Annotated in this window: 21 protein-coding genes; 20 read left to right on the top strand and 1 reads right to left on the bottom strand. The window is 56.9% G+C overall.

The features are described 5' to 3' along the window. Positions 1-539 precede the first annotated feature (539 nt). The 16 genes from thrS (at position 540) to Q0X47_RS00640 (ending at position 17,669) form a co-directional block, all read left to right on the top strand. The gene (gene thrS / locus Q0X47_RS00715; RefSeq protein ID WP_297721547.1) at positions 540-2,549 is read left to right on the top strand and encodes a threonine--tRNA ligase; all 2,010 of its coding nucleotides are present in this window, start codon (positions 540-542) and stop codon (positions 2,547-2,549) included. Position 2,550: 1 nt separating this feature from the next. After that, positions 2,551-3,108: an HIT domain-containing protein gene (locus Q0X47_RS00710; protein ID WP_297721544.1), complete on the top strand. Its 558-nt coding sequence runs from the start codon at positions 2,551-2,553 to the stop codon at positions 3,106-3,108. A 42-nt stretch (positions 3,109-3,150) separates the two neighbouring features. Next, a complete protein-coding gene (gene ybaK, locus Q0X47_RS00705) occupies positions 3,151-3,624 on the top strand; it encodes a Cys-tRNA(Pro) deacylase (RefSeq protein WP_297721541.1) in 474 nt (157 codons plus the stop codon). A gap of 61 nt (positions 3,625-3,685) precedes the next feature. Further along, positions 3,686-4,585, top strand: a complete 900-nt coding sequence (pdxS, locus tag Q0X47_RS00700; RefSeq protein ID WP_282921644.1) for a pyridoxal 5'-phosphate synthase lyase subunit PdxS — start codon at positions 3,686-3,688, stop codon at positions 4,583-4,585. Positions 4,586-4,634: 49 nt separating this feature from the next. Next, complete coding sequence (pdxT, locus tag Q0X47_RS00695) at positions 4,635-5,255, top strand: pyridoxal 5'-phosphate synthase glutaminase subunit PdxT (protein ID WP_297721538.1); 621 nt, start codon at positions 4,635-4,637, stop codon at positions 5,253-5,255. Between the two features lie 30 nt (positions 5,256-5,285). Continuing rightward, positions 5,286-5,918 carry an NUDIX hydrolase gene (locus Q0X47_RS00690; protein ID WP_297721535.1) on the top strand — a complete coding sequence of 211 codons (633 nt, stop codon included), beginning with the start codon at positions 5,286-5,288 and terminating at the stop codon, positions 5,916-5,918. A 180-nt stretch (positions 5,919-6,098) separates the two neighbouring features. After that, on the top strand, positions 6,099-7,538 hold the full coding sequence (locus Q0X47_RS00685) for an L-serine ammonia-lyase (protein ID WP_297721532.1): 1,440 nt from the start codon (positions 6,099-6,101) through the stop codon (positions 7,536-7,538). Positions 7,539-7,688: 150 nt separating this feature from the next. Next, on the top strand, positions 7,689-8,450 hold the full coding sequence (locus Q0X47_RS00680; protein ID WP_297721529.1) for a YebC/PmpR family DNA-binding transcriptional regulator: 762 nt from the start codon (positions 7,689-7,691) through the stop codon (positions 8,448-8,450). Positions 8,451-8,458: 8 nt separating this feature from the next. After that, positions 8,459-9,100, top strand: coding sequence for a crossover junction endodeoxyribonuclease RuvC (gene ruvC, locus Q0X47_RS00675; RefSeq protein ID WP_297721526.1), 642 nt, complete (start codon positions 8,459-8,461; stop codon positions 9,098-9,100). 36 nt (positions 9,101-9,136) lie between these two features. Beyond that, on the top strand, positions 9,137-9,721 hold the full coding sequence (gene ruvA / locus Q0X47_RS00670) for a Holliday junction branch migration protein RuvA (RefSeq protein ID WP_297721523.1): 585 nt from the start codon (positions 9,137-9,139) through the stop codon (positions 9,719-9,721). After that, a complete protein-coding gene (gene ruvB, locus Q0X47_RS00665; RefSeq protein ID WP_297721520.1) occupies positions 9,714-10,751 on the top strand; it encodes a Holliday junction branch migration DNA helicase RuvB in 1,038 nt (345 codons plus the stop codon). The genes ruvA and ruvB overlap by 8 nt, the downstream gene beginning before the upstream one ends. 72 nt (positions 10,752-10,823) lie before the next feature. Further along, the gene (gene yajC, locus Q0X47_RS00660) at positions 10,824-11,312 is read left to right on the top strand and encodes a preprotein translocase subunit YajC (protein ID WP_297721517.1); all 489 of its coding nucleotides are present in this window, start codon (positions 10,824-10,826) and stop codon (positions 11,310-11,312) included. 54 nt (positions 11,313-11,366) lie between these two features. After that, the gene (secD, locus tag Q0X47_RS00655) at positions 11,367-13,544 is read left to right on the top strand and encodes a protein translocase subunit SecD (protein ID WP_297721514.1); all 2,178 of its coding nucleotides are present in this window, start codon (positions 11,367-11,369) and stop codon (positions 13,542-13,544) included. Beyond that, a complete protein-coding gene (gene secF / locus Q0X47_RS00650) occupies positions 13,541-14,656 on the top strand; it encodes a protein translocase subunit SecF (RefSeq protein WP_297721511.1) in 1,116 nt (371 codons plus the stop codon). The genes secD and secF overlap by 4 nt, the downstream gene beginning before the upstream one ends. Beyond that, on the top strand, positions 14,653-15,198 hold the full coding sequence (locus Q0X47_RS00645; protein ID WP_297721508.1) for an adenine phosphoribosyltransferase: 546 nt from the start codon (positions 14,653-14,655) through the stop codon (positions 15,196-15,198). The genes secF and Q0X47_RS00645 overlap by 4 nt, the downstream gene beginning before the upstream one ends. A gap of 128 nt (positions 15,199-15,326) precedes the next feature. Further along, positions 15,327-17,669 (top strand): bifunctional (p)ppGpp synthetase/guanosine-3',5'-bis(diphosphate) 3'-pyrophosphohydrolase, encoded by a 2,343-nt coding sequence (locus Q0X47_RS00640; RefSeq protein WP_297721505.1) that lies wholly within the window; start codon positions 15,327-15,329, stop codon positions 17,667-17,669. A gap of 49 nt (positions 17,670-17,718) precedes the next feature. On the opposite strand, the gene Q0X47_RS00635 is transcribed toward Q0X47_RS00640, so the two are convergent. Beyond that, complete coding sequence (locus Q0X47_RS00635; RefSeq protein ID WP_297721502.1) at positions 17,719-19,269, bottom strand: DUF349 domain-containing protein; 1,551 nt, start codon at positions 19,267-19,269, stop codon at positions 17,719-17,721. A gap of 150 nt (positions 19,270-19,419) precedes the next feature. Between Q0X47_RS00635 and Q0X47_RS00630 the strand changes: the two genes are divergently transcribed. Genes Q0X47_RS00630 through Q0X47_RS00615 form a run of 4 tightly spaced genes read left to right on the top strand, consistent with a single transcriptional unit; the run spans position 19,420 to position 25,030 of the window. Beyond that, a complete protein-coding gene (locus tag Q0X47_RS00630) occupies positions 19,420-20,130 on the top strand; it encodes an MBL fold metallo-hydrolase (RefSeq protein ID WP_297721499.1) in 711 nt (236 codons plus the stop codon). A gap of 19 nt (positions 20,131-20,149) precedes the next feature. Continuing rightward, positions 20,150-21,469 carry a histidine--tRNA ligase gene (gene hisS / locus Q0X47_RS00625; RefSeq protein ID WP_297721496.1) on the top strand — a complete coding sequence of 440 codons (1,320 nt, stop codon included), beginning with the start codon at positions 20,150-20,152 and terminating at the stop codon, positions 21,467-21,469. Then, positions 21,462-23,156, top strand: a complete 1,695-nt coding sequence (locus Q0X47_RS00620) for a dynamin family protein (protein ID WP_297721493.1) — start codon at positions 21,462-21,464, stop codon at positions 23,154-23,156. The genes hisS and Q0X47_RS00620 overlap by 8 nt, the downstream gene beginning before the upstream one ends. Further along, positions 23,156-25,030: an ABC transporter gene (locus Q0X47_RS00615; RefSeq protein ID WP_297721489.1), complete on the top strand. Its 1,875-nt coding sequence runs from the start codon at positions 23,156-23,158 to the stop codon at positions 25,028-25,030. The genes Q0X47_RS00620 and Q0X47_RS00615 overlap by 1 nt, the downstream gene beginning before the upstream one ends. Positions 25,031-25,059 lie beyond the last annotated feature (29 nt).

Below are 25,059 nucleotides of genomic sequence, written 5' to 3'. Positions count from 1 at the left end.
CGCGCAATTTTGCGTAGCAAAATTGCTGGCACCATGGCGTGTGCTACGCGCAATTTTGCGTAGCAAAATTGCTGGCACCGCGATGTGGGTTGAGCGCAGTTTTGTGTAGCAAATTTTCTGGCTCTATGGTGTGTGCTGGCTTGCAATGGTCCATAAAACCAAAACGCGTCAGCGGGGGACCCGCTGGCGGCTTTATCCGAGGCCAAGGAAGTGGCGCGCAATTTTGCGTAGCAAAATTGCTGGCACCATGGCGTGTGCTACGCGCAATTTTGCGTAGCAAAATTGCTGGCACCGCGATGTGGGTTGAGCGCAGTTTTGTGTAGCAAAATTGCTGGCACCGCGATGTGGGTTGAGCGCAGTTTTGTGTAGCAAAATTGCTGGCACGGTGGCGTGTGCTACGCGGAATTTTGTGTTGGATTTTTCCAGAATTTTGTGTCTTTCTCCGGTCGTGTCGTTAGAGGACTGTAGCTAAAACTTTTTTCGTTTAATTCTGTCGCGTATAAGATTGTTTAGTAAACCCAGACTGAGAAAGGCGCAAAGTGTCCGAGATTAACGTCACTATTGACGGGAAAGCAACCCAGATTGAATCCACCACCACCGGCGAGGACCTGTACCGGGACCGCAAGGAAGTCATTGCTTACTTCATCAATGGTCAGGCCCGCGACCTGTATCGCGAACTTCAAGACGGGGACACGGTTGAAGCCATCACAATTGACTCCGAGATGGGCTTGAACATTTTACGACACTCCTGCACTCACGTGATGGCCCAGGCGGTCAAGCAGGTTCGCCCGAACGTAAGGTACGGCATCGGTCCTTTCATCGAAAACGGCTTTTACTACGATTTTGGCGTTGACGAGCCTTTCACCCCGGAAGACTTGAAAGCCATTGAAAAATACATGGCGCGGATTTGTAAAGAAGACCAAAAGTTTGTGCGCCGGGTCGTCACCGAAGAGGAAGGCCGCCAAGAACTCGCCGATCAGCCCTACAAGCTGGAATTGATTGGTTTGAAAGGATCGGACGCGGACAATGATCAGGCTGCTGCCGGAGCGTCGGTGGAAGTCGGTGGCACCGAACTAACGATTTACGACAACGTGCGCAAGAACGGTGAGGTAGCCTGGAAGGACTTGTGCCGCGGCCCGCATGTACCTTCGACCCGTCTGCTGAACGGGGTGTTTAAGCTGATGAAGGTGTCGGCCGCATACTGGCGCGCCGACCAAGCCAACGACTCCCTGCAACGTATCTATGGCACCGCTTGGGCGACCAAAGACGACCTGAAAGAGTACGTGACCCGCATGGAGGAGGCCGCCAAACGCGACCACCGCCGGCTGGGCAATGAGCTTGACTTGTTCAGTTTCCCGGAGGAAATCGGTTCCGGCTTGGCGGTGTTCCACCCCAAGGGCGCGATGGTGCGCATGGAGATGGAAAACTATTCTCGGCGCCGCCACCTCGAGGAGGGGTACTCCTTCGTCTACACTCCGCACGTCACCAAGGGGCAGCTGTTTGAAACGTCGGGCCACCTGGAATGGTACAAAGACGGCATGTTTCCGCCCATGCGTGTGGACGAGGAATGCGACGACCAGGGCAACGTCACCAAGGAAGGCTTCGACTATTACTTGAAGCCCATGAACTGCCCTATGCACAATCTCATCTATAAATCCCGTTCACGTTCCTATCGAGAGCTGCCGCTACGTTTGTTCGAATTCGGTACCGTTTACCGTTACGAAAAATCCGGTGTGGTTCACGGCCTGACCCGCGGACGCGGCTTTACCCAAGATGACAGCCACATCTATTGCACGCGCGAACAGATGAAAGACGAGTTAACGAAACTGTTGAACTTCGTGCTGGATTTGCTCAAAGACTACGGTTTGGATGACTTTTATCTGGAGCTGTCCACGAAGGATCCGCACAAGTTCGTGGGCACGGACGAAATCTGGGAGGAGGCGACCAATACGTTGGCGGAAGTCGCTACAGCCTCGGGCTTAGAGTTGGTGCCGGATCCCGAGGGGGCGGCGTTCTACGGTCCCAAGATTTCCGTGCAAGCCCGCGACGCGATTGGGCGGACCTGGCAGATGTCGACCATTCAGCTGGACTTCAACCTGCCCGAACGTTTTGATTTGGAATACACCGCAGCCGATGGCACTCGGCAGCGTCCCGTGATGATTCACCGCGCCCTATTCGGTTCTATCGAGCGCTTTTTTGGGGTGCTTACCGAACACTACGCCGGAGCGTTCCCGGCTTGGCTGGCGCCGGTGCAGGTGCGTTTGGTGCCGGTGGCAGAGGCTTTCAACGACTACTGCGACGACATTGCGAACCGGCTGCGGGCGGAAAATGTGCGGGTCGAGGTCGATGAGACAGATGACCGTTTCGGCAAGAAAATCCGCAACGCCGCCAAGGACAAGATTCCTTTCACGCTCATCGCCGGCGGGGAGGACGCCCAGGCGAACGCAGTGTCCTTTAGGTACCGCGGCGGGGAGCAAAAGAACGGTGTCCCGATTGACCAGGCGATAGCGGAAATCCTGGAGGCCATCCGCAGCCGCAGGAACGATTAACATGACTGACTTACCCGCGGAATCAAGCGACAACTTCGGCGCGCAAACTGACGGACTGGAGCGCTTGTGGACCCCTCATCGGATGGTGTACATTGACGATGGGCCACATCGTGACGTGAAAGCGTGCCCGTTTTGCGAGGGTCCGAAAGGCGATGACGAACAGAACCTGATTGTGTATCGGGGCAAGACTTGCTTCGTGGTGATGAACCTGTTTCCCTACAATCCCGGCCATGTTCTGGTTTTGCCTTACCGTCACGTTCCTGACTACACCGATTTGGACTTTGCTGAACGCATCGAATTTGGTGAACTGACCGCGCATACGATGGAGGTCATTCGCCAGGTCAAAGCGCCGCAAGGCTTTAACCTGGGGATGAATCAGGGCGCGGTCGCGGGTGCCGGAATTGCGGGTCACCTGCATCAACACATCGTGCCGCGCTGGGCGGGGGACGCGAATTTCTTTCCCATCGTGGCGCGCACGAAAGCTGTCCCGGAACTGTTAGGCCAGACCCGCAAAGTTCTGGCTGAGGCGTTCGGTGACTGGCAGCCGCGCGAAATCTGAAATCTCCCGGCACGGGACTTGTGAAACTGCAGCTCAATCACGATGAAAACCACCAAGACCAACGCGATGCGACTGTTGGACAGCGCCGGGGTAGCTTATGAAACCTCGAGCTACCCCACGGACGGGGACATCGGCGCACTGCATACCGCCGAAGTCTTGGGAATTTCCGCCGAACTCATCTACAAGACCCTGGTGTTGGAGGACGGGCAGGGCGGACACTACGTCGCGGTCGTTCCCGCCGATGCCGAACTGGATTTGAAAAAGACCGCCGCGCATTTCGGCGTGAAACATGTCCAGCTCATCAACTGGCGGACGCTGCGGGACGTGACGGGGTACATCCGCGGGGGATGCTCCCCGTTGGGGATGAAAAAATTGTTCCCTACCGTCATCGAAGAAACCGCCGTTTTGCACGATAAGTTCTATGTTTCGGCAGGGTTGCGTGGCCGGCAAATTGTGCTTAATCCTCAGGATTTGGCACAAGTGGTGTCGGCCGGTTTCGCCGATATCGTGCAGTAATCGCTAAAATAGGGACGACTGAGAAATCGTAACCAGAATTTGAACAAGGAAAGAAGGCAAAATGTCTGATCAACTGGCGCAAGGAACCGGGACTGATTTGGTGAAGCGGGGCATGGCTCAAATGCTCAAGGGCGGTGTCATTATGGATGTCGTCAATGCGGAGCAGGCCAAGATTGCCCAAGATGCCGGTGCCGTTGCGGTGATGGCTTTGGAGCGTGTTCCGGCGGATATTCGGGCTGAAGGCGGCGTCGCGCGGATGAGCGACCCTGATCTGATTGACGGCATCATCAACGCGGTGTCTATTCCCGTGATGGCAAAAGCCCGGATTGGCCATTTTGCGGAAGCTCAGGTGTTGCAGAGCCTGGGGGTGGACTACATTGACGAGTCCGAAGTCTTGACCCCTGCCGACTACAAGCATCACATCAACAAGTGGGATTTCACCGTGCCCTTTGTGTGCGGAGCCACTAACCTCGGTGAGGCTTTGCGCCGTATCAGCGAGGGCGCAGCCATGATTCGTTCCAAGGGCGAAGCCGGTACCGGTGACGTGTCCAACGCGGTAACCCATATGCGCACCATGACTTCGCAAATCAACCGGCTGACCACCATGCGTCCCGATGAGCTGTTTGATGCCGCCAAGGAATTGCAGGCTCCCTATCCGCTGGTCAAAGAGGTTGCGGAAACCGGGAAGCTGCCGGTCGTGCTGTTCACCGCGGGCGGTATCGCCACCCCGGCTGACGCGGCATTGATGATGCAGCTGGGTTCCGAAGGTGTGTTCGTGGGGTCCGGCATCTTTAAGTCGGGCGATCCGGCGAAGCGCGCGGCGGCGATTGTCAAAGCCACAGCCCGCTACAACGAACCGGAAGTCGTCGCCGAGGTGTCCCGTTCCTTGGGCGAAGCTATGGTCGGCATCAACGTTCACGACATTCCCGACGACGCGCGCCTGGCTCAGCGCGGTTGGTAATCCGCGGTATTACTGATTTTTGCCAAAAACGCCAGAGAAAAGAAAGATTTTGGAGCAAAATCAATGGCGCGTGGGTGTCCTCGCTCTGCAAGGTTCGGTGGTTGAGCACGTGCAGGCTTTGCGCGTGCTAGGAGCCGTACCGGTGGAGGTAAAAGTTCCCTCCCACCTGCAGGATTTGGATGGATTGATTATTCCCGGGGGAGAATCGACCACCATGTACAAGTTGGCGCGCGCCTTCGACCTGTTCGAACCGTTGAAAGCCTTTGTCCACAGTGGAAAAGCCATTTATGGTAGCTGCGCGGGCATGATTATGCTGGCGGACCACATTGTTGACGGAATCGAGGGGCAAGAAACTTTGGGGGGATTGGACGTGGTCGTGCGGCGCAATGCGTTTGGCCGGCAAGTCGATTCGGCGCAAAGTTTTGTCGACCCTCGTTCTTTTGGTGGCGACCAGCCCCTTCCAGCTGTATTCATTCGCGCCCCCTGGGTGGAATCAGTCGGAGCGGGGGTGGAAGTGCTCTCGACTTGGCAACAGACCCCGCAGTCGGCTCCGCGCGTGGTGGCGGTCCGCCAAGGCCCCTTGCTGGCGACCTCATTCCACCCCGAAGTCACTGACGACCTGCGCGTACACCGCTACTTCCTGAACCTTGTGAAAACTCAAGCTGACTGAGACGACACCGAAGGGGCGAGGGAACAGGTCATGGACGAGTTTTTGCACTCCGGCGGGCACGGCGAAACTGCGCCGAACGCTAGGCCTGACAACGACACCGAAACCTCTATTGACGACTATTTCCTGCGGGAATGGCCCCGGGACGAGGCCGGCTATTATCATCGCCAAGCGGCGCGAGTCGTGGCTTTCAACAGCCGCGATGAGCTGCTGTTGTTGCGCGGACATGACTTTTCTGACTTCGAGCACTGGTGGTGGTTCACAGTCGGGGGCGGTCTGGAAGCGGGGGAGGACCCGCGAGACGGAGCCGTGCGGGAGTTCTTTGAAGAAACTGGCTACCGCCTGAGTCCAGATGCGCTGGTTGGGCCGGTGCTGCGCCGTCACGCCACCTTCGACTTTCACGCCTTGACCTGCCGTCAGGACGAACTCTTCTTTCTCACTAGGCTTCCCGGGGCGCCCGTGTTCGTGCGTGACGGGTTTACTGCGGTCGAACGGGAAGTTTTAGATGAAATGAAATGGTGGGACCTCGACGCTTTACAACGTGAAATAGCTGGCGGGGCAGTGGTATACCCGCTGGATTTGGTTTCCCTGGCTCGCGGATGGGTGCGAGGCTGGGACGGGACCTGCCCAGAAATCAGCGAAGGTACCGTCGGGAAACGCCACTGAGTTGGTTAAACGTTTGGTGCCCGGTCAAAGACCAGGACTTGCGGTTCATAGTCACTACGTATTCCTGAACGTAGTTCATCAGTCTGACTGGCGATAGAGGCGTGCTCCTGGTGTCGCGAGATTAGCAATCGACAGAGTGGTGCTATCCCCGGGGCAGGTTTCGGGCTAAAATTGATGTTTATGCTCGCTTCCTCGCTTTCCGTGTTCGATGTTATCCAAGTCGGTGTCGGCCCCTCCGCTTCGCACACCGTCGGTCCGATGCGGGCCGGAGCGGATTTCGCGGCACTGTTGCTTGATTCCGGCCAGCCTTTCCAGCGTCTGGAGATTGAGCTCCAGGGTTCTTTGGGTGCCACCGGCCGCGGCCACCTCAGTGATGGCGCCGTGCTGTGTGGGCTCTCCGGTTTCATTCCCGCTACGGTCCAGCCTGGTGGGGTGGCGCGTCTGTTAGATGCGGTGACTCCCGAGGGGTCACTAGTCTTGCCGGGCGGATTGACGGTTCCTTTCTGTTTTGAACGGGATTTGCTTTTTCGACCGCAGACAATAGCCCCGTTCCATGCCAATTCTTTGGTGATTCGAGCCTACGACGACACCCAGGTCATTTTTTCGAAACGCTACTACTCGATTGGTGGAGGATTTGTCACCCGTGACGAGGCGGATTGTGGGGAACCCGGAGAGCTGACCTCACTGGATGAAAGTACCGCCGCAACTGCCGTGCCTTACCCGTACAACTCTATGGACGACCTTCTGCAATTGGCGCAAAGCGAGGGCAAATCCCTCGGCGACCTGGTGCGTGCCAACGAGTTGAGCCGCATGACCCGTGCAGAGTTGGGACACGGGCTGGACAATTTGCGCAAGATGATGAACAAATGCATCGATAATGGCTGCGCGAACACGGAGGCTATCCTGCCAGGCGGATTGTCCGTGCCGCGCCGAGCCCACCGGCTGTTCGCTCACTTGCGGGCTCGTGACGGCAAGCCCGGAACCCCCGCCATCTGGCGCAGTTTCGCCCAAGATCCCATGCGGGCGATGGATTGGGTGAATCTGTGGGCGCTGTCGGTGAATGAGGAAAACGCGGCTGGCGGAATGGTGGTGCGAGCCCCCACGAACGGCTCAGCGGGTATCGTGGCCGCGGTGGGACGCTACCTGCAGTGGTTTTGTCCCGAAGTGGAAACGAAATGCGGCCCGGCACAACGGGACTACCTGACGGTAGCCGGAGCTGTGGGTGGAATCATTAAAACGAACGCCTCCGTGGCCGGGGCGGAAGTCGGCTGCCAAGGTGAAGTCGGATCCGCGGCGGCGATGGCTGCGGGAGGTTTGGCGGCGGCTCTGGGGGGCAGTCCCCATCAAATTGAGAACGCGGCTGAAATCGCGATGGAGCATAATCTGGGTCTGACCTGCGATCCTATCGGAGGACTGGTGCAGGTGCCCTGTATCGAGCGCAATGCCATCGCCGCAGTTCACGCCATCAACGCCGCCCGGATGAGCTTGTGGGGAGACGGAACACATCGGGTCAGCTTTGACGAAGTCATCGAAACTATGTACGAAACCGGCTTGGATATGAGCTCGAAATACAAAGAAACTGCCACCGGGGGACTGGCGGTTAACGTCGTGGAATGCTGAGAAATGGTTCGCTCGAGGGCTGAAATTCGGGTTTCCCGCGACTGAGGTTCGGGAATTAAGTCGGATTTGCGGTAACCTCAGTTAGACGATGCGAGGAATGTTTTATTAAAATGTCTTTGTTATAGGCAAGAAGTTTAAGGAGATACACCAATGTCGGGTCACTCAAAATGGGCCACCACAAAACATAAGAAAGCCGCCATCGACGCCAAGCGCGGCAAGCTGTTTGCGCGCCTGATTAAGAACATCGAAGTGGCGGCGCGTACCGGCGGAGGTGATCCTGCCGGTAATCCGACCCTTTTTGATGCCATTCAGAAAGCCAAGAAATCCTCCGTTCCTGCGGATAACATCGATCGCGCGGTGAAGCGCGGTTCCGGCGCTGAATCGGGCGGTGCCGACTGGCAGTCCATCACTTATGAAGGCTACGGCCCCAGTGGTGTGGGTTTCATCGTGGAGTGCCTGACCGATAACAAGAATCGTGCCGTGTCCGAAGTGCGTACCATCTTTAGCCGCAATGGTGGCAACATGGCTGATTCCGGCTCGGTGTCCTATCAGTTCGCCCGCCGCGGGGTCGTCGAAGTCGCCAAAGTCGACGGCTTGGACGAGGACAAGATTCTTGACGCGGTACTGGCCGCCGGTGCCGATGACGTGGAAGATGCCGGTGAACTCTTTATTATCGAGACCGAACCGGCGGACTTGGTGGCGGTGCGCACCGCTTTGCAAGACGCGGGGATTGACTACGATTCGGCCGAATCCCAGTTCGTTCCCTCGGTTAAGGTTGACCTTGATCTAGAGGCATATCGCAAGGTCATGCGCCTGTTTGACGCCCTTGACGACAGCGACGACGTTCAGAACGTGTTTATGAACGGCGACGCCTCCGACGACGTCATCGCACAATACGAAGCTGAAGAGTAAACAACTTCATGAGAGTTTTGGGCATCGACCCCGGTATCACCAGGTGTGGTATCGGGGTCGTTGACTTTGACACGAGTCGGCAGTGTACCTTGGTCTATGTCGACGTCGTGCGCAGCGACCCGAACACCGCTACTCAGTTTCGGCTGTTGAAAATTTCGCAAGGCATAGCGGAGGCTATCACCCGCTTTCAGCCGGACATCGTAGCTCTGGAGCGTCCTTTCGCGAAAGAAAATCGTCAATCCGTGGCTACCACTATGCAGGCTATGGGCATCGCGATGGTCGAGGCTGCCCGCCGGGGTCTGCCCGTGGCGGTGCACACTCCCTCGGAGGTGAAAGCGGCTGTGAGCGGCAATGGGAGTGCCTCGAAAGCGCAGGTGCAAGCCATGGTGGCACGGATCCTGCGGTTGGATAAACCTCCGAAACCCGCCGACGCGGCCGACGCGTTGGCCATTGCCATCACCCAAGCTTGGCGCGGTACGGGGATTCTCGGTGCCGGGTCAGACGGAGACTTTAGCGTCAGTCTGAGCGGAAAAGTGAAAACTCCGGCCGGAACCCACCTGACCGCCGCCCAACGCTTGTGGGCGGAAGCGGAAGCAAAAACTCGACGTTCCGGCGCGGTGGATCCGCGGCGGCACCAGAAACCGCTATAGTACAAGTGTTCGAATTTCTAACCGCGAGGACAATCAGTGATTTCGATAATTAAAGGGGAAGTCGTCTCTAAGAAGCTCGACCGCGCCACGGTTCTGGCGGGGGGACTGGGACTGGAGTTTTTTGCCACCCCCAACACTTTGGCCGCTTTGGTTCCCGAAACGGTCGCCACCGTGCAAACCTACCTGGTGGTTCGCGAAGATTCCCTCACTCTCTATGGATTTGCCACTGCCTCGGAACGTGATACTTTCGCGACTTTGATGCAGGTCAAGGGGATAGGCCCCAAGCTCGGTCTGGCTGCCCTGTCAGTGTTGAGCCCCGAGGCTTTGGCGGCGGCGGTAGCTAACAGTGACGTGGCCACCTTGCAAAGTATTCCCGGAGTGGGCAAGAAATCTGCCGAACGGATGATTCTGGAAATCGGGGACAAGCTCGGCGGCGTTCCCGGCGTGGCGGCGCCCGCGGGGACGGCAGCCGGATTCAACACTTCCACCGTCGTCGAAGCACTGAGCAATCTGGGCTACAGTCAAGCCCTCGCTACTGAAGCCGTCAGCGCGGTGCAGGCCAACGACGCCCCGACAGCTCTGCGGGAAGCTTTGAAGTACCTGGGGAGTAAACGTGGCTGAAGATACAGATTTTTCCTACGAACAGCGTTTGGTCGATTCCTCCGCTCCCGATGCGGAACGCGCCGCGGAAGCAGCTTTGCGACCAAAGACGCTCAGCGATTTTATCGGTCAGAAAATCGTCAAGACCCAGTTGCAGCTGGTTCTTTCGGCTGCCAAAGAACGCGGCGAGGCCGCTGACCATGTTTTGTTAGCGGGTCCTCCCGGGCTGGGTAAGACGACTTTGGCGATGATTATCGCCGCGGAAATGTCGTCGTCGCTGCGCCTGACTTCCGGTCCGGCTATAGGTCACGCCGGGGATTTAGCGGCCATACTGTCCTCCCTGCAAGAGGGCGACGTGTTGTTTATCGACGAAATTCACCGGTTGGCGCGTCCCGCCGAAGAAATGCTTTACCTGGCGATGGAGGATTTTCGGGTCGATGTGGTGGTGGGCAAGGGTCCGGGAGCGACTTCGATTCCTTTGACTCTGCCGCCCTTTACGCTGGTCGGAGCCACGACTCGGGCGGGTCTACTGCCTGCCCCGCTGCGTGACCGTTTCGGTTTTACCGCGCATCTGGAACCCTACCAGCCCCCCGATTTGGCTCTCATCGTGAAACGTTCGGCCAGTTTGCTGGGTGCTGAAATTACCGAGGACGCGGCCGGCGAAATCGCCAGTCGCTCCCGCGGTACCCCCCGGGTGGCAAACCGTTTGCTGCGTCGAGTCATCGACTTTGCCCTGGTCCACGACCATCCTCGCTGTGACCTGGAGTCGGCGCGCCGTGCCTTGGAACTCTTTGAAGTCGACGAACTCGGCTTAGACCGCTTGGACCGCAGTGTTTTGCGGGCGGTAATAGAGAGGTTTGCCGGCGGCCCGGTCGGGTTGCACACCCTTGCGGTGTCGGTCGGGGAGGAACCGGAGACGATTGAAGAAGTCGTGGAACCGTTCCTGGTTCGAGAGGGCCTTTTGGTGCGTACCAACCGCGGACGCGCCATCACCCCGAAAGGCTGCGAACACCTCGGGGTCACCCCACCGGCCGAAAATGCCCTGTTTTAGTGGGGTATATTTTCCGTTTTTATCCCGCAGGCTTTAGACTTGGAAGGTCGCCTATTTAAGGAAGGTTTATCTGTGCTGCCATTTCAAAATGCTGCAACCAACGCCCAAAATCCCATTTTTACCTGGGTGATACTAGGTCTCGCGTTCGTGTTGATGGTTGTCTTTATGCGTCGCTCCGGTCAGAAACGTGTGTCCCAGATGGAGGAACAGCGCAAGAGTATGGAACAGATGATGACTCCGGGAACCTGGGTGCGTACCACTTCCGGGTTCTTTGGTAAAGTCGTCGAAGTCAGCGGGGAAGTCATCACCTTGTCGAATCTGACCGGCGAGGAAACCCTGTGGGATATCCGAGCCATCGCCAAAGTGGAGGATCCGAACTTCGGGACGGTCAATGACTCGGATGCTGGTGTGCAAACGGCTGTGGAGGTGTCGGATTCGGAGGGGCATTCCGCTCCGCAAGCCCCTGAAACTAAGTCGAACGACTCCGGTTTTGGCCCGAACGAGGACGAAGATTCCTCCCACGGTGAGGACACCGAAACAGGCGAGGGTCACACCTACTGACCCCAAAGATTCTTTAGAGAAAACATTGCAAGTTAGATAAAAGAAGGAAAATCTGTGGCTGCCAAAAAGACTAAGAACAAGGCGTTGCGCACACTCATATTTTTCATCGTGATTGTGGTGGCTCTGGCCGGGACTTTGGTTGGTTCGACCATTTTCTCAAACGGTTCGTTCGCCCCGAAGCTGGCAATCGACCTGGAAGGCGGAACCCAGCTGATTCTCACCCCGAAGAATACAGAAGCCAAGGCCAAGGCCATCTCGGATGCCGATATTGAACAGGCTATTGAGGTTATTCGCCAGCGTATCGACGCCTCCGGCGTGGCCGAAGCTGAGATTGCTCGTAACGGTCAGGAAAATATTTCGGTTGGTATTCCGGGCAACCCCAGTGAAGAAACTTTGGCTTTGATTCAGCAGTCCGCGGTTATGCGTTTCCGTACCGTCCTGCTCAGCGCTCCGGGTAACGCCACGAACAATGAAGATCCCCAAGCGCTCTTGGGGCAGCTGACCGGCGCCGCGGCTCCTGCCGGGCAAAACCAGCCGGCGGCGGGTGCAGCTGGTGGCCAAGAGACTCAGACCAAGGTCGGTGAAGGCAAGAACACGGTGACGATTCCACCGTCTGCACCAGCTGAGAAGGGTCAGACGCAGTCTTTGGTGTTCAACTCTACTGATCCCAACGCCACACCCACGCCGAGCGAGCCGAAACAGACTGAACCCGCTATCGCCCCGGCTGCTAAGCAGCCGTCCTCCGCGGCGATTCCTTTCGATGAACTCATGAAAGAGGCGGAAAAATATCCCGACACCCCGGCTGGTCAGTCCAATGTCATCAATGACCGCAAACACATTACCGTGCGGGACATGTTCATCTTTAACCACCTGGATTGTACCGACCCGGCCTCCCTCAAGGGCGGCTCGTTGGACGATCCGAAAAAGAACCTGGTGGCCTGTTCTAAGGAAGGCTACGAGAAATACATCTTGGGCCCCGAAGTCCTCTCCGGTACCAACTTGGTTTCTGCGTCTTCCGGGATGGGAACCAACCAGCAGGGTAACGCCACCGGTCAGTGGGAAGTTGCGCTGAAACTCGATGCCGATGGGGCTAAGAAATTCGACGAAGTTGCTAAGGTGCTGTACCCAAACCAATCCAAGGGAACGAACCGCAATCCTGACAACAACCGTTTTGCGATTGTGCTGGACTCTTTGGTCGTTAGCGCCCCGGGGGTCAACGCCCCGGCATTTGGCGGCTCAGCATCTATTTCCGGTTCTTTGACGCGGGAATCTTCCGCCACTTTGGCGAACCAGCTCCAGTTTGGTTCTCTGCCTTTGAACTTTGAACAGCAGTCGAAGCAGTCCATCTCGGCGACCTTGGGCGGAGAACACCTGAAAGTCGGGTTCTATGCCGCTATTGTCGGTTTGATTCTGGTCGTGCTATACCTGCTGCAGCAGTACCACGCTTTGGCAGGCTTGGCGACGGCCTCCCTGTTCCTCGCGGGCGGCATCGTGTACCTAGCTGTGGCAATTTTGTCGTGGTCGATGGGATACCGTCTGTCTCTAGCGGGCGTGGTCGGTTTGATTGTGGCAGTCGGCGTGACCATGGACTCGTTCATCATTTATTTCGAACGTATCCGAGACGAGGTGCGTGACGGCAAGCCCTTGGCCACCGCGGTTGAAACCGGCTGGAATCGGGCAAAGCGCACCATCGTGGTGTCCGATATTGTGAACATCGTGGCTGCGGTGGTTCTCTATGTTCTGGCTGTCGGCGGCGTGCAGGGCTTCGCGTTTACCTTGGGCTTGACCACCCTGGTGGACTTGGGAATCATCTTCCTGTTTACCCACCCGATGATGTCATTGCTAATCAAGACCCGTTACTTTGGTGAAGGCCGGAAGTTTAGCGGCCTGGACCCGCTGCACCTCGGTGCCAGTAGTGACCGCATCTATATGCAGTCTGCCTCGACGACGTCTTCGTCCCGCAAAAAGAAATCTGCAAAAAAGGTCGCCGCTCCAACCATCTCTCTGGCTCGCCAAAAGGCCGGTCTGCCTCAGGTGGATGAGGAGGAGGCCGAAGAGACTTCTGCGACCCCGGCTGAGGACACCACGCCGGAAACTCCCGCGAAAGAGCCTGCACCGGAAACTTCTCAGGAAGAACCGAACGACCTCACTTCTGAAACAGCGGAAGCTGCTGAAAGCGAGGACACCGCCTCGAAAGACGAACCCGCCCAGGGAGAGGAGGACGCGAAATGATGAGTTACGCCCAGTGGGGTAATGCGCTTTACGCCGGGAAAAAGTCTTACCGAATCATTCAGAAACGCCGAATTCCGCTCACTGTCGGAGCTATTTTGATGGCTATTTCCGTCATCGGGATTGCAATTTTTGGGTTGAATCCGTCTATCGAGTTTACCGGCGGTGCCGAGTTCGTAGTCACTAACACAGCATCGAATCCGCCCCAGCAACCCGCCTACGATGCGGTGAAAGCCGCCGGCCTGAACGAACAGACCAAGGTTGCCCAGATGGGCACGAACGGTCTGCGCGTCCAAACCAGTCAGCAACCCACCGACGTGGAACTGAAGATTCAAAAGGAGCTGGCCAAAGCCTACAACGTGGATATTTCGAAAGTCTCTAAGACTTCGATTGGTCCGTCATGGGGGGCTTCGGTGTCCAAGCAGGCTTTGGTTGGTTTGCTGGTATTCATGGGCATGATTGCGCTGTTGCTGATGGCATACTTCCGCACTTGGACCATGTCATTCTCAGCACTGTTTGCGTTGATGCATGACTTCCTGATTACTCTGGGGGTTTTTGCCTACACGCAGATTGAGATTACTCCGGCAACGATTATCGGTTTGCTGACCATCTTGGGTTACTCCCTGTATGACACGGTGGTGGTTTTCGATAAAATCCGTGAAAACACCCGCGATATGTACAATCAGTCGCGTTCCAAGTACAACGAGTTGGCGAACCTCTCCATTAACCAAACCATGGTGCGTTCCATCAACACCTCCATCACCGGTATTCTGCCGGTATCGGCGATTCTGTTCCTGGGGGCGGCGCTCCTGGGGACATCCACCCTGCTGGATATCTCCATGCCGCTGTTTATCGGCATGATTGTCGGTACTTTCAGTTCTATCTTTATCGCTACGCCGATGCTGACGCTGATTCGGGGTCGTTCGCAAGCCATCAAAGACCACAACGCCAAGGTTGACAAGGCTCGCGCCGCCGCTGTGGAATCTGGTGCCGCCACCCTCAACGAGGACGGCTCATTCAAAGAAGTCACGCCCGCCGTGGTGGCCGCTCCCATGGTTCCCGGGCACCATAAGGGGCAGGCTGCACAACCGAAACGGAAGAAGACTAAGAAATGAACACCGCTGTCGACTTAGACCCGCGGCTCGGCGAGATTGTCGCCGCGCACCTGACTTCGATTCCTGATTTTCCCCGGCCCGGTATTCTGTTTCGGGATTTTTCCCCGTTGCTCGCTTCGGGGGAACCTTTCCAGGAACTGATTTCGGGGATTGCCGAATACTATCGGGGGCGTGTCAACGCGGTCGCCGGTCTGGAGTCGCGCGGTTTTATTCTGTCTTCACCCTTGGCTGTCGAACTGGGTGTGCCCATGATTATGGTGCGTAAGGCAGGAAAACTGCCCGGTAAGGTAATTAGCGAATCCTACGATTTGGAATACGGCTCTGCTTCCATTCAGGTCCAGCCGGAAACGGTGAATGGCTTTGAAAATATTTTGGTGGTTGACGACCTGTTGGCGACGGGAGGCACCGCGGCTGCGTCTGTGAAGCTGTTGGAGAAGGCAGGGGGACACGTGTCGGAGATTCTAGTGTTGATGGAGCTAAAGGCTTTGAACGGACGTGCTTTGCTGGGCAACACCCCATTCCAATCGCTGTTGGAACTGTAGGTGTGTTTTTCGCGGCCGTTGGGTATCCTGCCTGGGGCGTTGTTGACGTGGCGGCTGATTTTGGAAAAAAATCCAGGTCACGCCTGGTGCGACTAACGCTTATCGGGGAAAACAATTAGAATCTCTGTATGGAGCAAGCGCCGGAGATTGTCAACGAGCCTAGTGAGAATACTGGCGCTTTGCTGGGGTCTTTGTTCCGTTTAACCCGCACCCGCGGTTCGTACCGTGAACTGGAGCCCGTGTTGCGGGCTGTCAAGGAAAACCACCCGAAAGCTGATTTTGCCCTGTTGGAGCGGGCTTATGTGACTGCTGAACGCTACCACCGGGGTCAGTTTCGCAAATCAGGGGAGCCCTACATTACGCATCCGGTTGCGGTCGCGACAATCCTCGCCGAACTAGGCATGTCGGAAACGACGGTAGCCGCGGGGCTGTTACACGATACGGTTGAGGATACCGATTATTCTTTGGAGCAATGCCGGCGTGATTTTGGTGAGGACATCGCCGCTTTGGTCGATGGGGTTACCAAGCTCGACAAAGTGAAGTACGGTGATTCTGCCCCAGCCGAAACTATCCGAAAAATGCTGGTCGCGATGGCAAAAGACATCCGGGTCCTGCTCATCAAACTCTCTGACCGTCTGCATAATGCGCGTACTTGGCGCTATGTCAGTAAAGAGAGCGCGGCGCGTAAGGCTAAGGAAACCCTGGAAATTTATGCTCCGCTGGCTCACCGGATGGGGCTCAATGCCATTAAATGGGAGCTGGAGGACCTGGCTTTTAAAACCCTCTATCCTCAGATTTACCAAGAAATCGACAAGCTTATTCAAGAGGCCGCGCCCCGACGGGAGGAACAGCTCAGCGCCATCATCCAGACTATTGAAGGCGACTTACGGGAAGCAAAAATCAAGGGGACAGTGACTGGGCGGCCGAAACACCACTACTCGATTTATCAAAAGATGATTGTGCGCGGCCGCGATTTCAACGATATTTATGACTTGGTGGCGGTACGTGTGCTGGTGGAATCCGTGCGGGATTGTTACGCCGTGCTGGGGCTGATGCACTCGCGGTGGTCTCCGATGCTAGGCCGGTTCAAAGACTATATCGCGATGCCTAAATACAACCTGTACCAGTCGCTGCATACCACGGTCATTGGTCCCAGAGGAAAACCGGTAGAGATTCAGATTCGCACCTATGAAATGCACCGCCGAGCCGAATTCGGGATTGCCGCCCACTGGAAATACAAGGAAAACCCCAACGCTAAATCGCTGAAAAAGTCCGAGGGTGGCAAAGTCTTGGACCTGGAAAATGAGATGGGCTGGCTGCGCCAATTGGTTGACTGGCAAAAGCAAACCCAAGACTCAGGGGAGTTCCTAGACTCGCTGCGTTACGAAATCAACTCTGCGCAGGTCTATGTTTTCACCCCGAAAGGCCAGGTCGTGGTGCTAGCTGCCGGATCCACCCCGGTGGATTTCGCCTATTCTGTACACACCGAAGTGGGGAATAAGACAGTCGGTGCCAAAGTCAACGGCAAGCTGGTGCCTCTGGAGTCAAAACTCGAAAACGGCGACACGGTGGAAATCTTCACCTCCAAGTCTCCCGGTGCGTCCCCCAGTCGGGATTGGCTGTCCTTCGTGGCCACCCCGCGCGCGAAATCAAAGATTAAAGCCTGGTTTTCAAAGGAGCGCCGCGAGGAATCCATCGATAAAGGCCGCGAAATCCTGGCGAAAGAAATCCGTAAACAGAAACTGCCGATTCACCAAATTGCCACCCACGAATTTTTGGAATCGGTGGCAAACCAGTTGGGATTGCCCAACGTCGATACCCTCTATGCGACCATCGGAGATGCCCACGTCAGCGCACAAAACGTGGTGGAACGCCTGCTAAACTTTACCGGATCCCTGACGGAAGACGATGACGAAGAAGTTTTGGCTGAGGAAGAAGCAGTCCCCACCCACACACCTACGACCGAATCTCGTGCCGGAGGCTCCGGGGTGTTGGTTGACGGTCAGGACGCCGACGACTTGTGGGTTAAGTTGGCAAAGTGCTGCACCCCGGTTCCCGGAGATGACATCATGGGATTTGTCACGCGGGGTCACGGGGTTTCCGTACACCGGGTGGACTGCGTGAATGCCAAGAATCTCAGTGAGGCCCAACCGGAACGGGTCACCGCCGTCACGTGGGCGCAACACGCCAAGACCCCGTTCCTGGTACAGGTGCAAATCGAGGCTTTGGACCGCGGGGGGCTGTTGAGCGACGTAACCCGGGTCCTCACCGACAATCACGTGAACATTCTCTCGGGCAATATTTCCACCACTCGCGACCGGGTGGCGTATTCGCGGTGGTCTTTTGAGCTGGCCGAGCCTTCCCACCTGCAAGACATTCTCAATGATCTGGGACGCATCTCAGGGGTTTATTCCGCTACTCGCGTGACTCCCGGAAAAAATGGTGCCTTAGAACCGACTCCGCAGTCTTAGACGGCGGGGGAAACTCTGAAAAATACTGGCCTAAGGTACAGCGGGGGCGCTACTCCGCAGCGGCTTTCCGAGCCTGGTCAAGCCAGCCCTTCCGGGCCTGCAGATCTTCTTCCAGTTTCTTGGTGTCTTTACCGCTCTGTTTCGCGGCGGCAATTTCGGCTTCGAGCTTAGCGATTTTCTCTTCGAGCTGACCCACTAGCCCCTCAGCACGAGCTTTCGTTTCCGGATTGGACTTGACCCACGCCTCGTTTTCGGCTTTCGCAATCGCCTGTTCCACGGAACGCAACCCGTTTTCCAAGCGCTGCATATCGCCGCGGGGGACCCGCCCAGCTTCGTCCCATTTATCCAACAGGTCGCGGAACTTCGCCTTGGCGGTTTCCAAGTCTTTCACCGGCATGAGGGCTTTCGCCTGTTCCAGCAGCTTTTCCTTGACCTCAAGGTTGGCTTGTTCTTCCGTGCTGGTCTTAGCGTTGTCAGCGCTACGGGCATCAAAAAAGACTTGCTGAGCGGCGCGGAAACGCTCCCACAGAGCATCGTCATCTTTCCGGGAAGCACGTCCGGCCGCTTTCCATTCCGCCATCAAGTCGCGATAAGCCGCGGAGGTTCGCGCCCAGTCAGTCGAGTTAGCGAGTTCCTCGGCGCGTTTAATCAGGGCTTCCTTAGCGTTTCGAACTTCCGCCCGCTTGGCGTCGAGCTGTGAAAAGAATGACTTGCGGTGCCGGTCAAAAGACGTGCGGGCCGCCGAGAAGCGTTTCCACAAGGCATCCTCGGTGGCGCGGTCGATACGCGGTCCCTTGCGCTGGGATTCTTTCCATGACTCCAGCAGTTCGCGCAGGCGTTCTCCGGATTGCTTCCACTGGGTGCGTTCCGGGTCTTGGGCGGCAATTTTTTCGGCGGCCTCCACAATCTTGTTGCGCGTCTCGAGGGCTTGTGCCTTGGCGACTTCGCGTTCCTCAGCCAACTGTTCCTTGCGTGCCGTGCCCAGCTCCCGCAGTTTTTCAACCCGAGAACGCAGCCCAGCCAGGTTGCCCACCACCATCGGGGACTCCATTGCCTTGTCCAAAGACTTCAACGTGGCATCAATGTCATGCGCCTTTAATGTGGCCAAACGTGCTTGAGCCAAATCGACCTGGGCTTGCAAATCCAGGAAACGGCGCACGTAAAGGGCAAAAGGCTGTTCAGGAATGCCGTCCGCGTATTGGCCGACTTCCCGTTCCGTATCTCCGTCCTTGACGAAAACGCGCCCCTCCGCGTCGATACGTCCATATTGGGCAGCCTCATCCATAGCAATTTTCTCAACAGGTCCCACGGGTTTGTTTTGATTGGTACTCTCAAGGTGTACCGGGGTGATCTGCGCGGTTTTTTCAGTAGCTTGGGGCGCGGATGCTGCGGGAGTTGCCTTAGCTGGGGTTGGTTCAGGAGCTGCGGGAGTTTCCTTAGTCAGGGCAGATTCGGGAGCCGGAGCCGCTGGCGTTTCGTTCTGGGGTTCGCCGCCTGTTTCAGCTGCAGTCTGGGCAGGTCCGGTTGGGGTTTCACCAGATTGGTTTTCCTGCGGTTCCTTGATTTCGCTGGTGTTAGATTCCTGTTCAGACGTGGCCATGAATTTTTCCTCCTGACGGGGTTGGTGCCGCGGCACGTTCCGTTCGCGTTGGTAAGTATATTTCCAGGATTACTTTACTTGAAAAGACACGCATTCGGGAAACTGGGCGAAAGAAAATTCGTGATGCAAAAAATCAGTTAGCCTTGAACTATGGATGTGTTACGGATTGTTTCGCCGATTTACGGTGAAAATTGCTATGTTGTGGTCACTGCGAACAAATCCGCTTTAGTTATTGATCCCGGCGCGAAAACCGCCGTGCGTATCAAAGAACTTCTGACTCAGCTCGATGCTGAACTGGCTGGGGTCTTGCTGACTCACGGCCATGCCGACCACCTGTGGAACACAGCTCAGGTGGCTGCCTATAACCCCCAGGCCCCAATCTATTTGGCGAAACCGGATCACTTCTGGATGGATGCTCCCGGTCCGGGGGTTCAACTGGGGGTAGAAAAATACTTCACTGAAATGGACGGGGCGTGGCAGCCCGTCACTGTGCAGGCCCCGCCCGATGCACTGTTCTCTGGCGGGGGAGCGCAAATTATTCCTGATTTAGTGCTGCGTGCCCTGCCGGCTCCGGGTCACTCGCCCGGATGCACGATGTTCTTTGGCGCCGCGAAAGGTGAAGATCATGGTCAGGGCCTCGGTTTTGATGGCCGTGACAATCAGGCATTTTGTTTTTCCGGTGACGTGATTTTTAAAGGCTCGATTGGCCGCACCGACCTACCTCATTCCGACCCCGAGGTGATGACGGAAACCTTGCGAACCCTCAAAATCAGCGTCAACCCCGACACGCTGCTGCTGCCCGGTCACGGAGAAACGACCACCTGGGCAGCGGAGCTCGCGAACAACCCATTTCTGAGATGACTTGGGAAAATGAGAGAATATGCCCATGATGACATCACTGTCAGGTTTTCCTGAGTTCACCCCGGAGGAAAAAATCCTTGAGGACGAGTTAATTTCCCGTCTGACAAGGGTGTTTGAACTGCACGGCTTTTCTCACTTAGAGACGCGTGCCATCGAACCTCTCAGTGAGCTGGAACGCAAGGGAGAAACCTCCAAAGAAGTCTACGTACTGTCCCGGTTGCAGGACAAGGAAGGCAAAGAGGACCGCAAGAACGGGCTGCATTTTGACCTGACGGTGCCGTTGGCCCGTTACGTGTTGGAAAACTCTCACCTGTTGCGGTTCCCCTTTAAGCGTTATCAAATTCAAAAGGTGTGGCGCGGCGAGCGTCCCCAGGAAGGTCGCTTCCGCGAGTTCGTCCAGGCCGACATCGATATGGTGGCCGCGGAAACATTACCGCCCCAGTTTGAGATTGAAGCCCCGCTGATTATGGCGCAGGCTTTGGAAAGCCTGCCGATTCCCACCCCGGTGGTACACGTGAATTCCCGCAAGATTTTGCAGGGCGTTTGCAACGCCTTAGGCATCACACAAGTAGACGAGGTTCTGCAAGTCATCGATAAACATGACAAGGTGCGTCCCGAAGACTTCACACAGATGCTCAGTGAACTCGGGCTCGATACGTCCCAGGTGCAGACCCTGGTGAGCTTGGCGGACATTTGCGGTGCCGATGAACAAGTTATCCAGCAAGTACGCGACCTGGGACTGCAAGACGACCTGTTAGAGGAGGGCCTGGCAGACGTGGCGCGAATGCTACGCAGCGTTTCCGGCCAAGAGCGCGGCAATGTGGTGGCTGACTTTAAGATTGCCCGCGGACTCGATTACTACACCGGCATGGTTTACGAAACGTTTATCACGGGAGCTGAATCCTACGGTTCTATCTGTTCCGGAGGCCGCTACGATAACTTGGTTTCCCAAGGTAAGCGCCACTTTCCCGGGGTGGGGATGTCTATCGGTTTGACCCGGCTCATCTCGATTATTCTGGCTAATGATTGGGTGAAAGTGTCCCGCCCGGTTCCGACCTGTGTTTTGGTTGCGGTGGATAGTGAGGAAACCAGGGCACAAGCCGAGGCGGTAGCTTGGCAGCTGCGGGCCCGCGGTATTAACACGGAAGTCAGCCCCACCGCCGCCAAGTACGGCAAACAAATCAAATACGCGGTGACACGCGGCATTCCCTACGTGTGGTTTGTGGAATCCGGGGAAGTTAAGAATCTGATTAACGAAACCCAGGAAAGTGCCCAAGCCGACACGTTCACGCCCGCCCCCGACCTTCTGAAACCGCAGGTGATTGCCAACTATGAGTGAATCGCCGGCGGTATCTTTGGATGAGTTGGCTGGGCAGCTGGAGGACCTGAAATTTGGTTTTCCGGCAGAGCAGGCTGATGCCATCAAGCTGCAAAAAACGGCGATTTCCCGGCTGCGTGAACATCTCAGCGCGCGTGGTACCGATTTGGACGGCCCTCTCGTGGCGGTGCTGGCGGGCTCCACCGGGGTGGGCAAATCCACCATTCTTAACTCTTTGGTCGGCGCCCAAGTACCGACTTCCGTGAAGCGTCCCACCACCCTCACCCCGGTACTGGTGTACCATCCCGACGATGAGCTGTGGCTGTCGGCAGACCGTATTTTGGGAGGATTTGAAAAGATCCGCCTGTTAGACGACGACACATGGGACGACCCTGCAGCCACGGCTGTCGTGCCGGAACGGGCCTCCGCGGGCGAGGATACCGATACGACACCGCAGCCGCAGCTTATTTTGCGTTCGACTGCAAAGATGACTCCGGGAATATGCCTCATTGACTGTCCCGATTTGGATTCCTATCTGGGCGCGAACCGAGATTTGGCCCAGCACCTGTTGGAAGTCGCTGATCTGTGGATTTTCGTGACCACCGCTAACCGCTATCGAGACGAGCCGGGGCTGGAGCTGCTGCGGAAAGCCGCGCGGCGCGATGTCGCTATCGGGGCGGTGCTCAACAGAGTCTCGCAAGGCTCCCTTCTGGCGGCAAAACAGGATCTCAGCGCGGAAATCGCTCACAGCAATCTCAAAAACGTTCCGATTTTTGCCATTATGGAAACCCAAATCGCCGACGGAGAGCTTCCCGCCGAAGATTTAGTTCCCCTGCGCAACTGGCTTGATAACCTGGCTGGTGATGCCTTGATGCATTCCGCCACAGCTCGTCAGACCCTGTTTGGTTCCCTGCAAGAAGTCTTGGATTTGAGCGAAACAGTATTCGATGCCGCCGCCGCTGAAACGCAACTGCGCCACGACGTACAGCAAACTGTGGACCAGTTGGAACAGCAACTGCTGGATTTCGTTGAGGCCCAGATTGCGGCTTCCACCTGGTTCCAAGGTGAGCCTGCTGACCTTTTGGAACCCTGCGTGCGTCGCCAACTTGAGGAACGCCGGGCTGAAAACAGCTGGATACGCCAGCGGTTGAAATGGAAAAATACTTGGCTCAATCAGCGAGTGCGACCGGATTTGGCGCTGGATGCCGTAAAGAGAGCGGTGTCCAGCAGCGTGTCGAACCTGGATTTTCAGATGGAACAAATCATTGCTGCGGGTATTCAGGACTCCGCGCTACCCGACTTCGGCCAGCTTATAGATGAAACCGAGTCATCCCTGGACGGCAGCGAACTCATGGAACAGTGGTCCTTGACCCCTGCGGAATGCTGCCGCCAAGCTGGATGGAATCGAGACCAGGAACTCTCAACAGACGAGTCCCAGACGCTTTTCCTAGCGGTCCTTTTTGCTGGGGTCGCCTCGCCTGAAACTTGTCAGTTCACCGGTGCTGATGAGCTGATGGGAGCTTTTTTTGACGCCGCGACGCGTTTGCGGCTGCGGTCATGGAGCCGGTCTGCGCTGCGCCGCGGACTGCACGTTCGGGTCTCCCAGCGTATCGCCGCGCTACGGCAAAGCATTCCTGAACCCGATAACTCTGAACTGATTGCCGCGGGACGAAAAATGTTGCGTATCTTGCGAGAGGAGTGGTCCTAGTGCCTCGGAACAATCCCGAACAACGCAAAAATCGGATGCAAACCGCTTTGCACCGCGCGGTGGAGTGTCTCGATGCTGCTCAGGTCACGTCCGGCTCTGAGGCATTCCTAGCTCAGGCTCTCGCAGATTTGCGACGGTTAGAGGATCAGCTGGAATGTCGGGATGCCCTGGACCCCCGAGTCACCGTGGTGGCGGTAGCCGGACCGAGCGGCACCGGAAAATCCACGGTAGTGAACACTTTGGCTCGCCGCAACAGCCTAGTGACGACCGGGACGCACCGGCCGACAACGACGGAGCTGGTCGCCCATGTTGACGCGGACGTGGCGGCTGCACCGTTTTTAGAGCTGAGCGGTATTCCGCGCAGTGTCAGCGTGGAGTTTTGCTCTGGTGGGTCCACCCCGTTTGGGGAAATCCTGGGGGCGACAGGCGAGGGGCACCCAGTTCGCTCAGCGCTTTCGGCGCAATGTGGTCACCCGATCGTGGTGGAGGTTCCCGACACGTTGCTGGTACCGGAACTGGCCGCGGCCACGGCGCAGGTCTTGGAAACAGCGGATGTCATCTTGTGGACAACTGATTCCCAAAAATATGCCGATGCCGCTTTTCACAGCCAAATTTCAGCGTTTCCCCGGCACCGGAATTCGTACTTTGTCCTGACTCACACCGAGGGTTTGACAGAGACCCAGGTGCAAACCCTGCACCAAGAGCTCGCCGCCATTGCCGAACGGTTGGGGATCAGTCCCGAAATCTTACGGATTTCAGTTTACGATGATTCGAGTTTGGCTAGATTCCGCGAAACCGTAGCTGGGTTGACCCGCGCGCCGGAAGCGCGCTGGAGGGGTGAACAGGCTGCAATTCATCATGCTGCCACGCGGCTGAGCCAGGACTTGGAACTGGCGGGAGAGGAGCCTGCAAAGCAGCCCGGTCAGGCCCAATCCGTTTCCGCATCACCAGCTGAAACCACCCTGGTGGATAAGGTGGCTCAGGTCAGTGGTCTTGAAGCTGCGCAAGCTAACTTTTCCAAACAATACCTGCAGGCTGGAGGCTTTTGGACGCTGTGGCCGGTGCTGAACTGGCTGGCGGGAATCAAACCGCTGGTACCCTCCAGTCAAGACTCTGCAATCTCGTTTGGTGAAACTGCTGTAGACGAAGCCACCGACGAAAACCCCGTTGCTCGCTCGACTGACCCTTCCCCAGAAAAAACGGCAGACAATAGCGCGACCCCAGCCGTAGCTGACTCCTCGACAGACCCCACCCACACTTCTGCACAGACAGCCACGCAAACCGACTCGCGCAACCAGTTTTCCGCCCAAGTTAACGCGGCGGGAATCACCAGCGCGGCTCGTGCCTACGCGGTGGCTGCCAGTGCGCAGCGCCCGCCCAAATGGCAGGACATTGCCCAGCTCAAGGCCGTGGAATTGGCCGGCAACTTGGTCAGCGCCCTCAACTTAGCCTTGGAATCGTGGAAATTCCCGGATCATCCCGCCCGAACCTGGTGGCGGGTATGGCGGCTCGGACACTGGTTTTGGCTAGTGGCGTTGCTGGTGGGGCTGCTGTGGAGCCTCGTCGCGGGGGTCGCATTCCTCGGCGGAGCCGGCACCAGCGCGGCCGTCTGGATGGTCGGGCCCGTACCGTTCCCCCTCGTAGTCTTAGCTGCGGCCATCGCGGGTACCGGGGTGTGGAGCCTGGTGGGAGCCAAAATGCTGCACCGGGGGGCGCAAAACTTCGGGAAAGAGTGCGCCGACAAATTCCGTTCGATCATCCTGGAAGTGACCCGTCAGGCTTTCCTGGTCAAAATGAATCAGAATTTGGATTTGTATCCGCAACTGTCTGAACTGGTTTCTGAGATGCGTTTGCGGGACACGGAATCCCGGTAACTTTCATCTGACGCCCGGTCGGGGTGTAC

The sequence above is a fragment of the uncultured Mobiluncus sp. genome (genome assembly GCF_947254095.1).
Lineage (GTDB): Bacteria > Actinomycetota > Actinomycetes > Actinomycetales > Actinomycetaceae > Mobiluncus.
The sequence above is the reverse complement of the archived record's forward strand: the minus strand, read 5'-3'. Positions and strand labels throughout refer to the sequence as shown.

What these genes read in the sequence shown, in the direction of transcription:
- Q0X47_RS00710 (WP_297721544.1), top strand. Translation starts at nt 2,551, where the DNA reads ATGACTGACTTACCCGCGGAATCAAGCGACAACTTCGGCGCGCAAACT.
- ybaK (WP_297721541.1), top strand. Translation starts at nt 3,151, where the DNA reads ATGAAAACCACCAAGACCAACGCGATGCGACTGTTGGACAGCGCCGGG.
- pdxS (WP_282921644.1), top strand. Translation starts at nt 3,686, where the DNA reads ATGTCTGATCAACTGGCGCAAGGAACCGGGACTGATTTGGTGAAGCGG.
- Q0X47_RS00690 (WP_297721535.1), top strand. Translation starts at nt 5,286, where the DNA reads ATGGACGAGTTTTTGCACTCCGGCGGGCACGGCGAAACTGCGCCGAAC.
- Q0X47_RS00685 (WP_297721532.1), top strand. Translation starts at nt 6,099, where the DNA reads ATGCTCGCTTCCTCGCTTTCCGTGTTCGATGTTATCCAAGTCGGTGTC.
- Q0X47_RS00680 (WP_297721529.1), top strand. Translation starts at nt 7,689, where the DNA reads ATGTCGGGTCACTCAAAATGGGCCACCACAAAACATAAGAAAGCCGCC.
- ruvC (WP_297721526.1), top strand. Translation starts at nt 8,459, where the DNA reads ATGAGAGTTTTGGGCATCGACCCCGGTATCACCAGGTGTGGTATCGGG.
- secF (WP_297721511.1), top strand. Translation starts at nt 13,541, where the DNA reads ATGATGAGTTACGCCCAGTGGGGTAATGCGCTTTACGCCGGGAAAAAG.
- Q0X47_RS00645 (WP_297721508.1), top strand. Translation starts at nt 14,653, where the DNA reads ATGAACACCGCTGTCGACTTAGACCCGCGGCTCGGCGAGATTGTCGCC.
- Q0X47_RS00640 (WP_297721505.1), top strand. Translation starts at nt 15,327, where the DNA reads ATGGAGCAAGCGCCGGAGATTGTCAACGAGCCTAGTGAGAATACTGGC.
- Q0X47_RS00635 (WP_297721502.1), bottom strand. Translation starts at nt 19,269, where the DNA reads ATGGCCACGTCTGAACAGGAATCTAACACCAGCGAAATCAAGGAACCG.
- Q0X47_RS00630 (WP_297721499.1), top strand. Translation starts at nt 19,420, where the DNA reads ATGGATGTGTTACGGATTGTTTCGCCGATTTACGGTGAAAATTGCTAT.
- hisS (WP_297721496.1), top strand. Translation starts at nt 20,150, where the DNA reads ATGCCCATGATGACATCACTGTCAGGTTTTCCTGAGTTCACCCCGGAG.
- Q0X47_RS00620 (WP_297721493.1), top strand. Translation starts at nt 21,462, where the DNA reads ATGAGTGAATCGCCGGCGGTATCTTTGGATGAGTTGGCTGGGCAGCTG.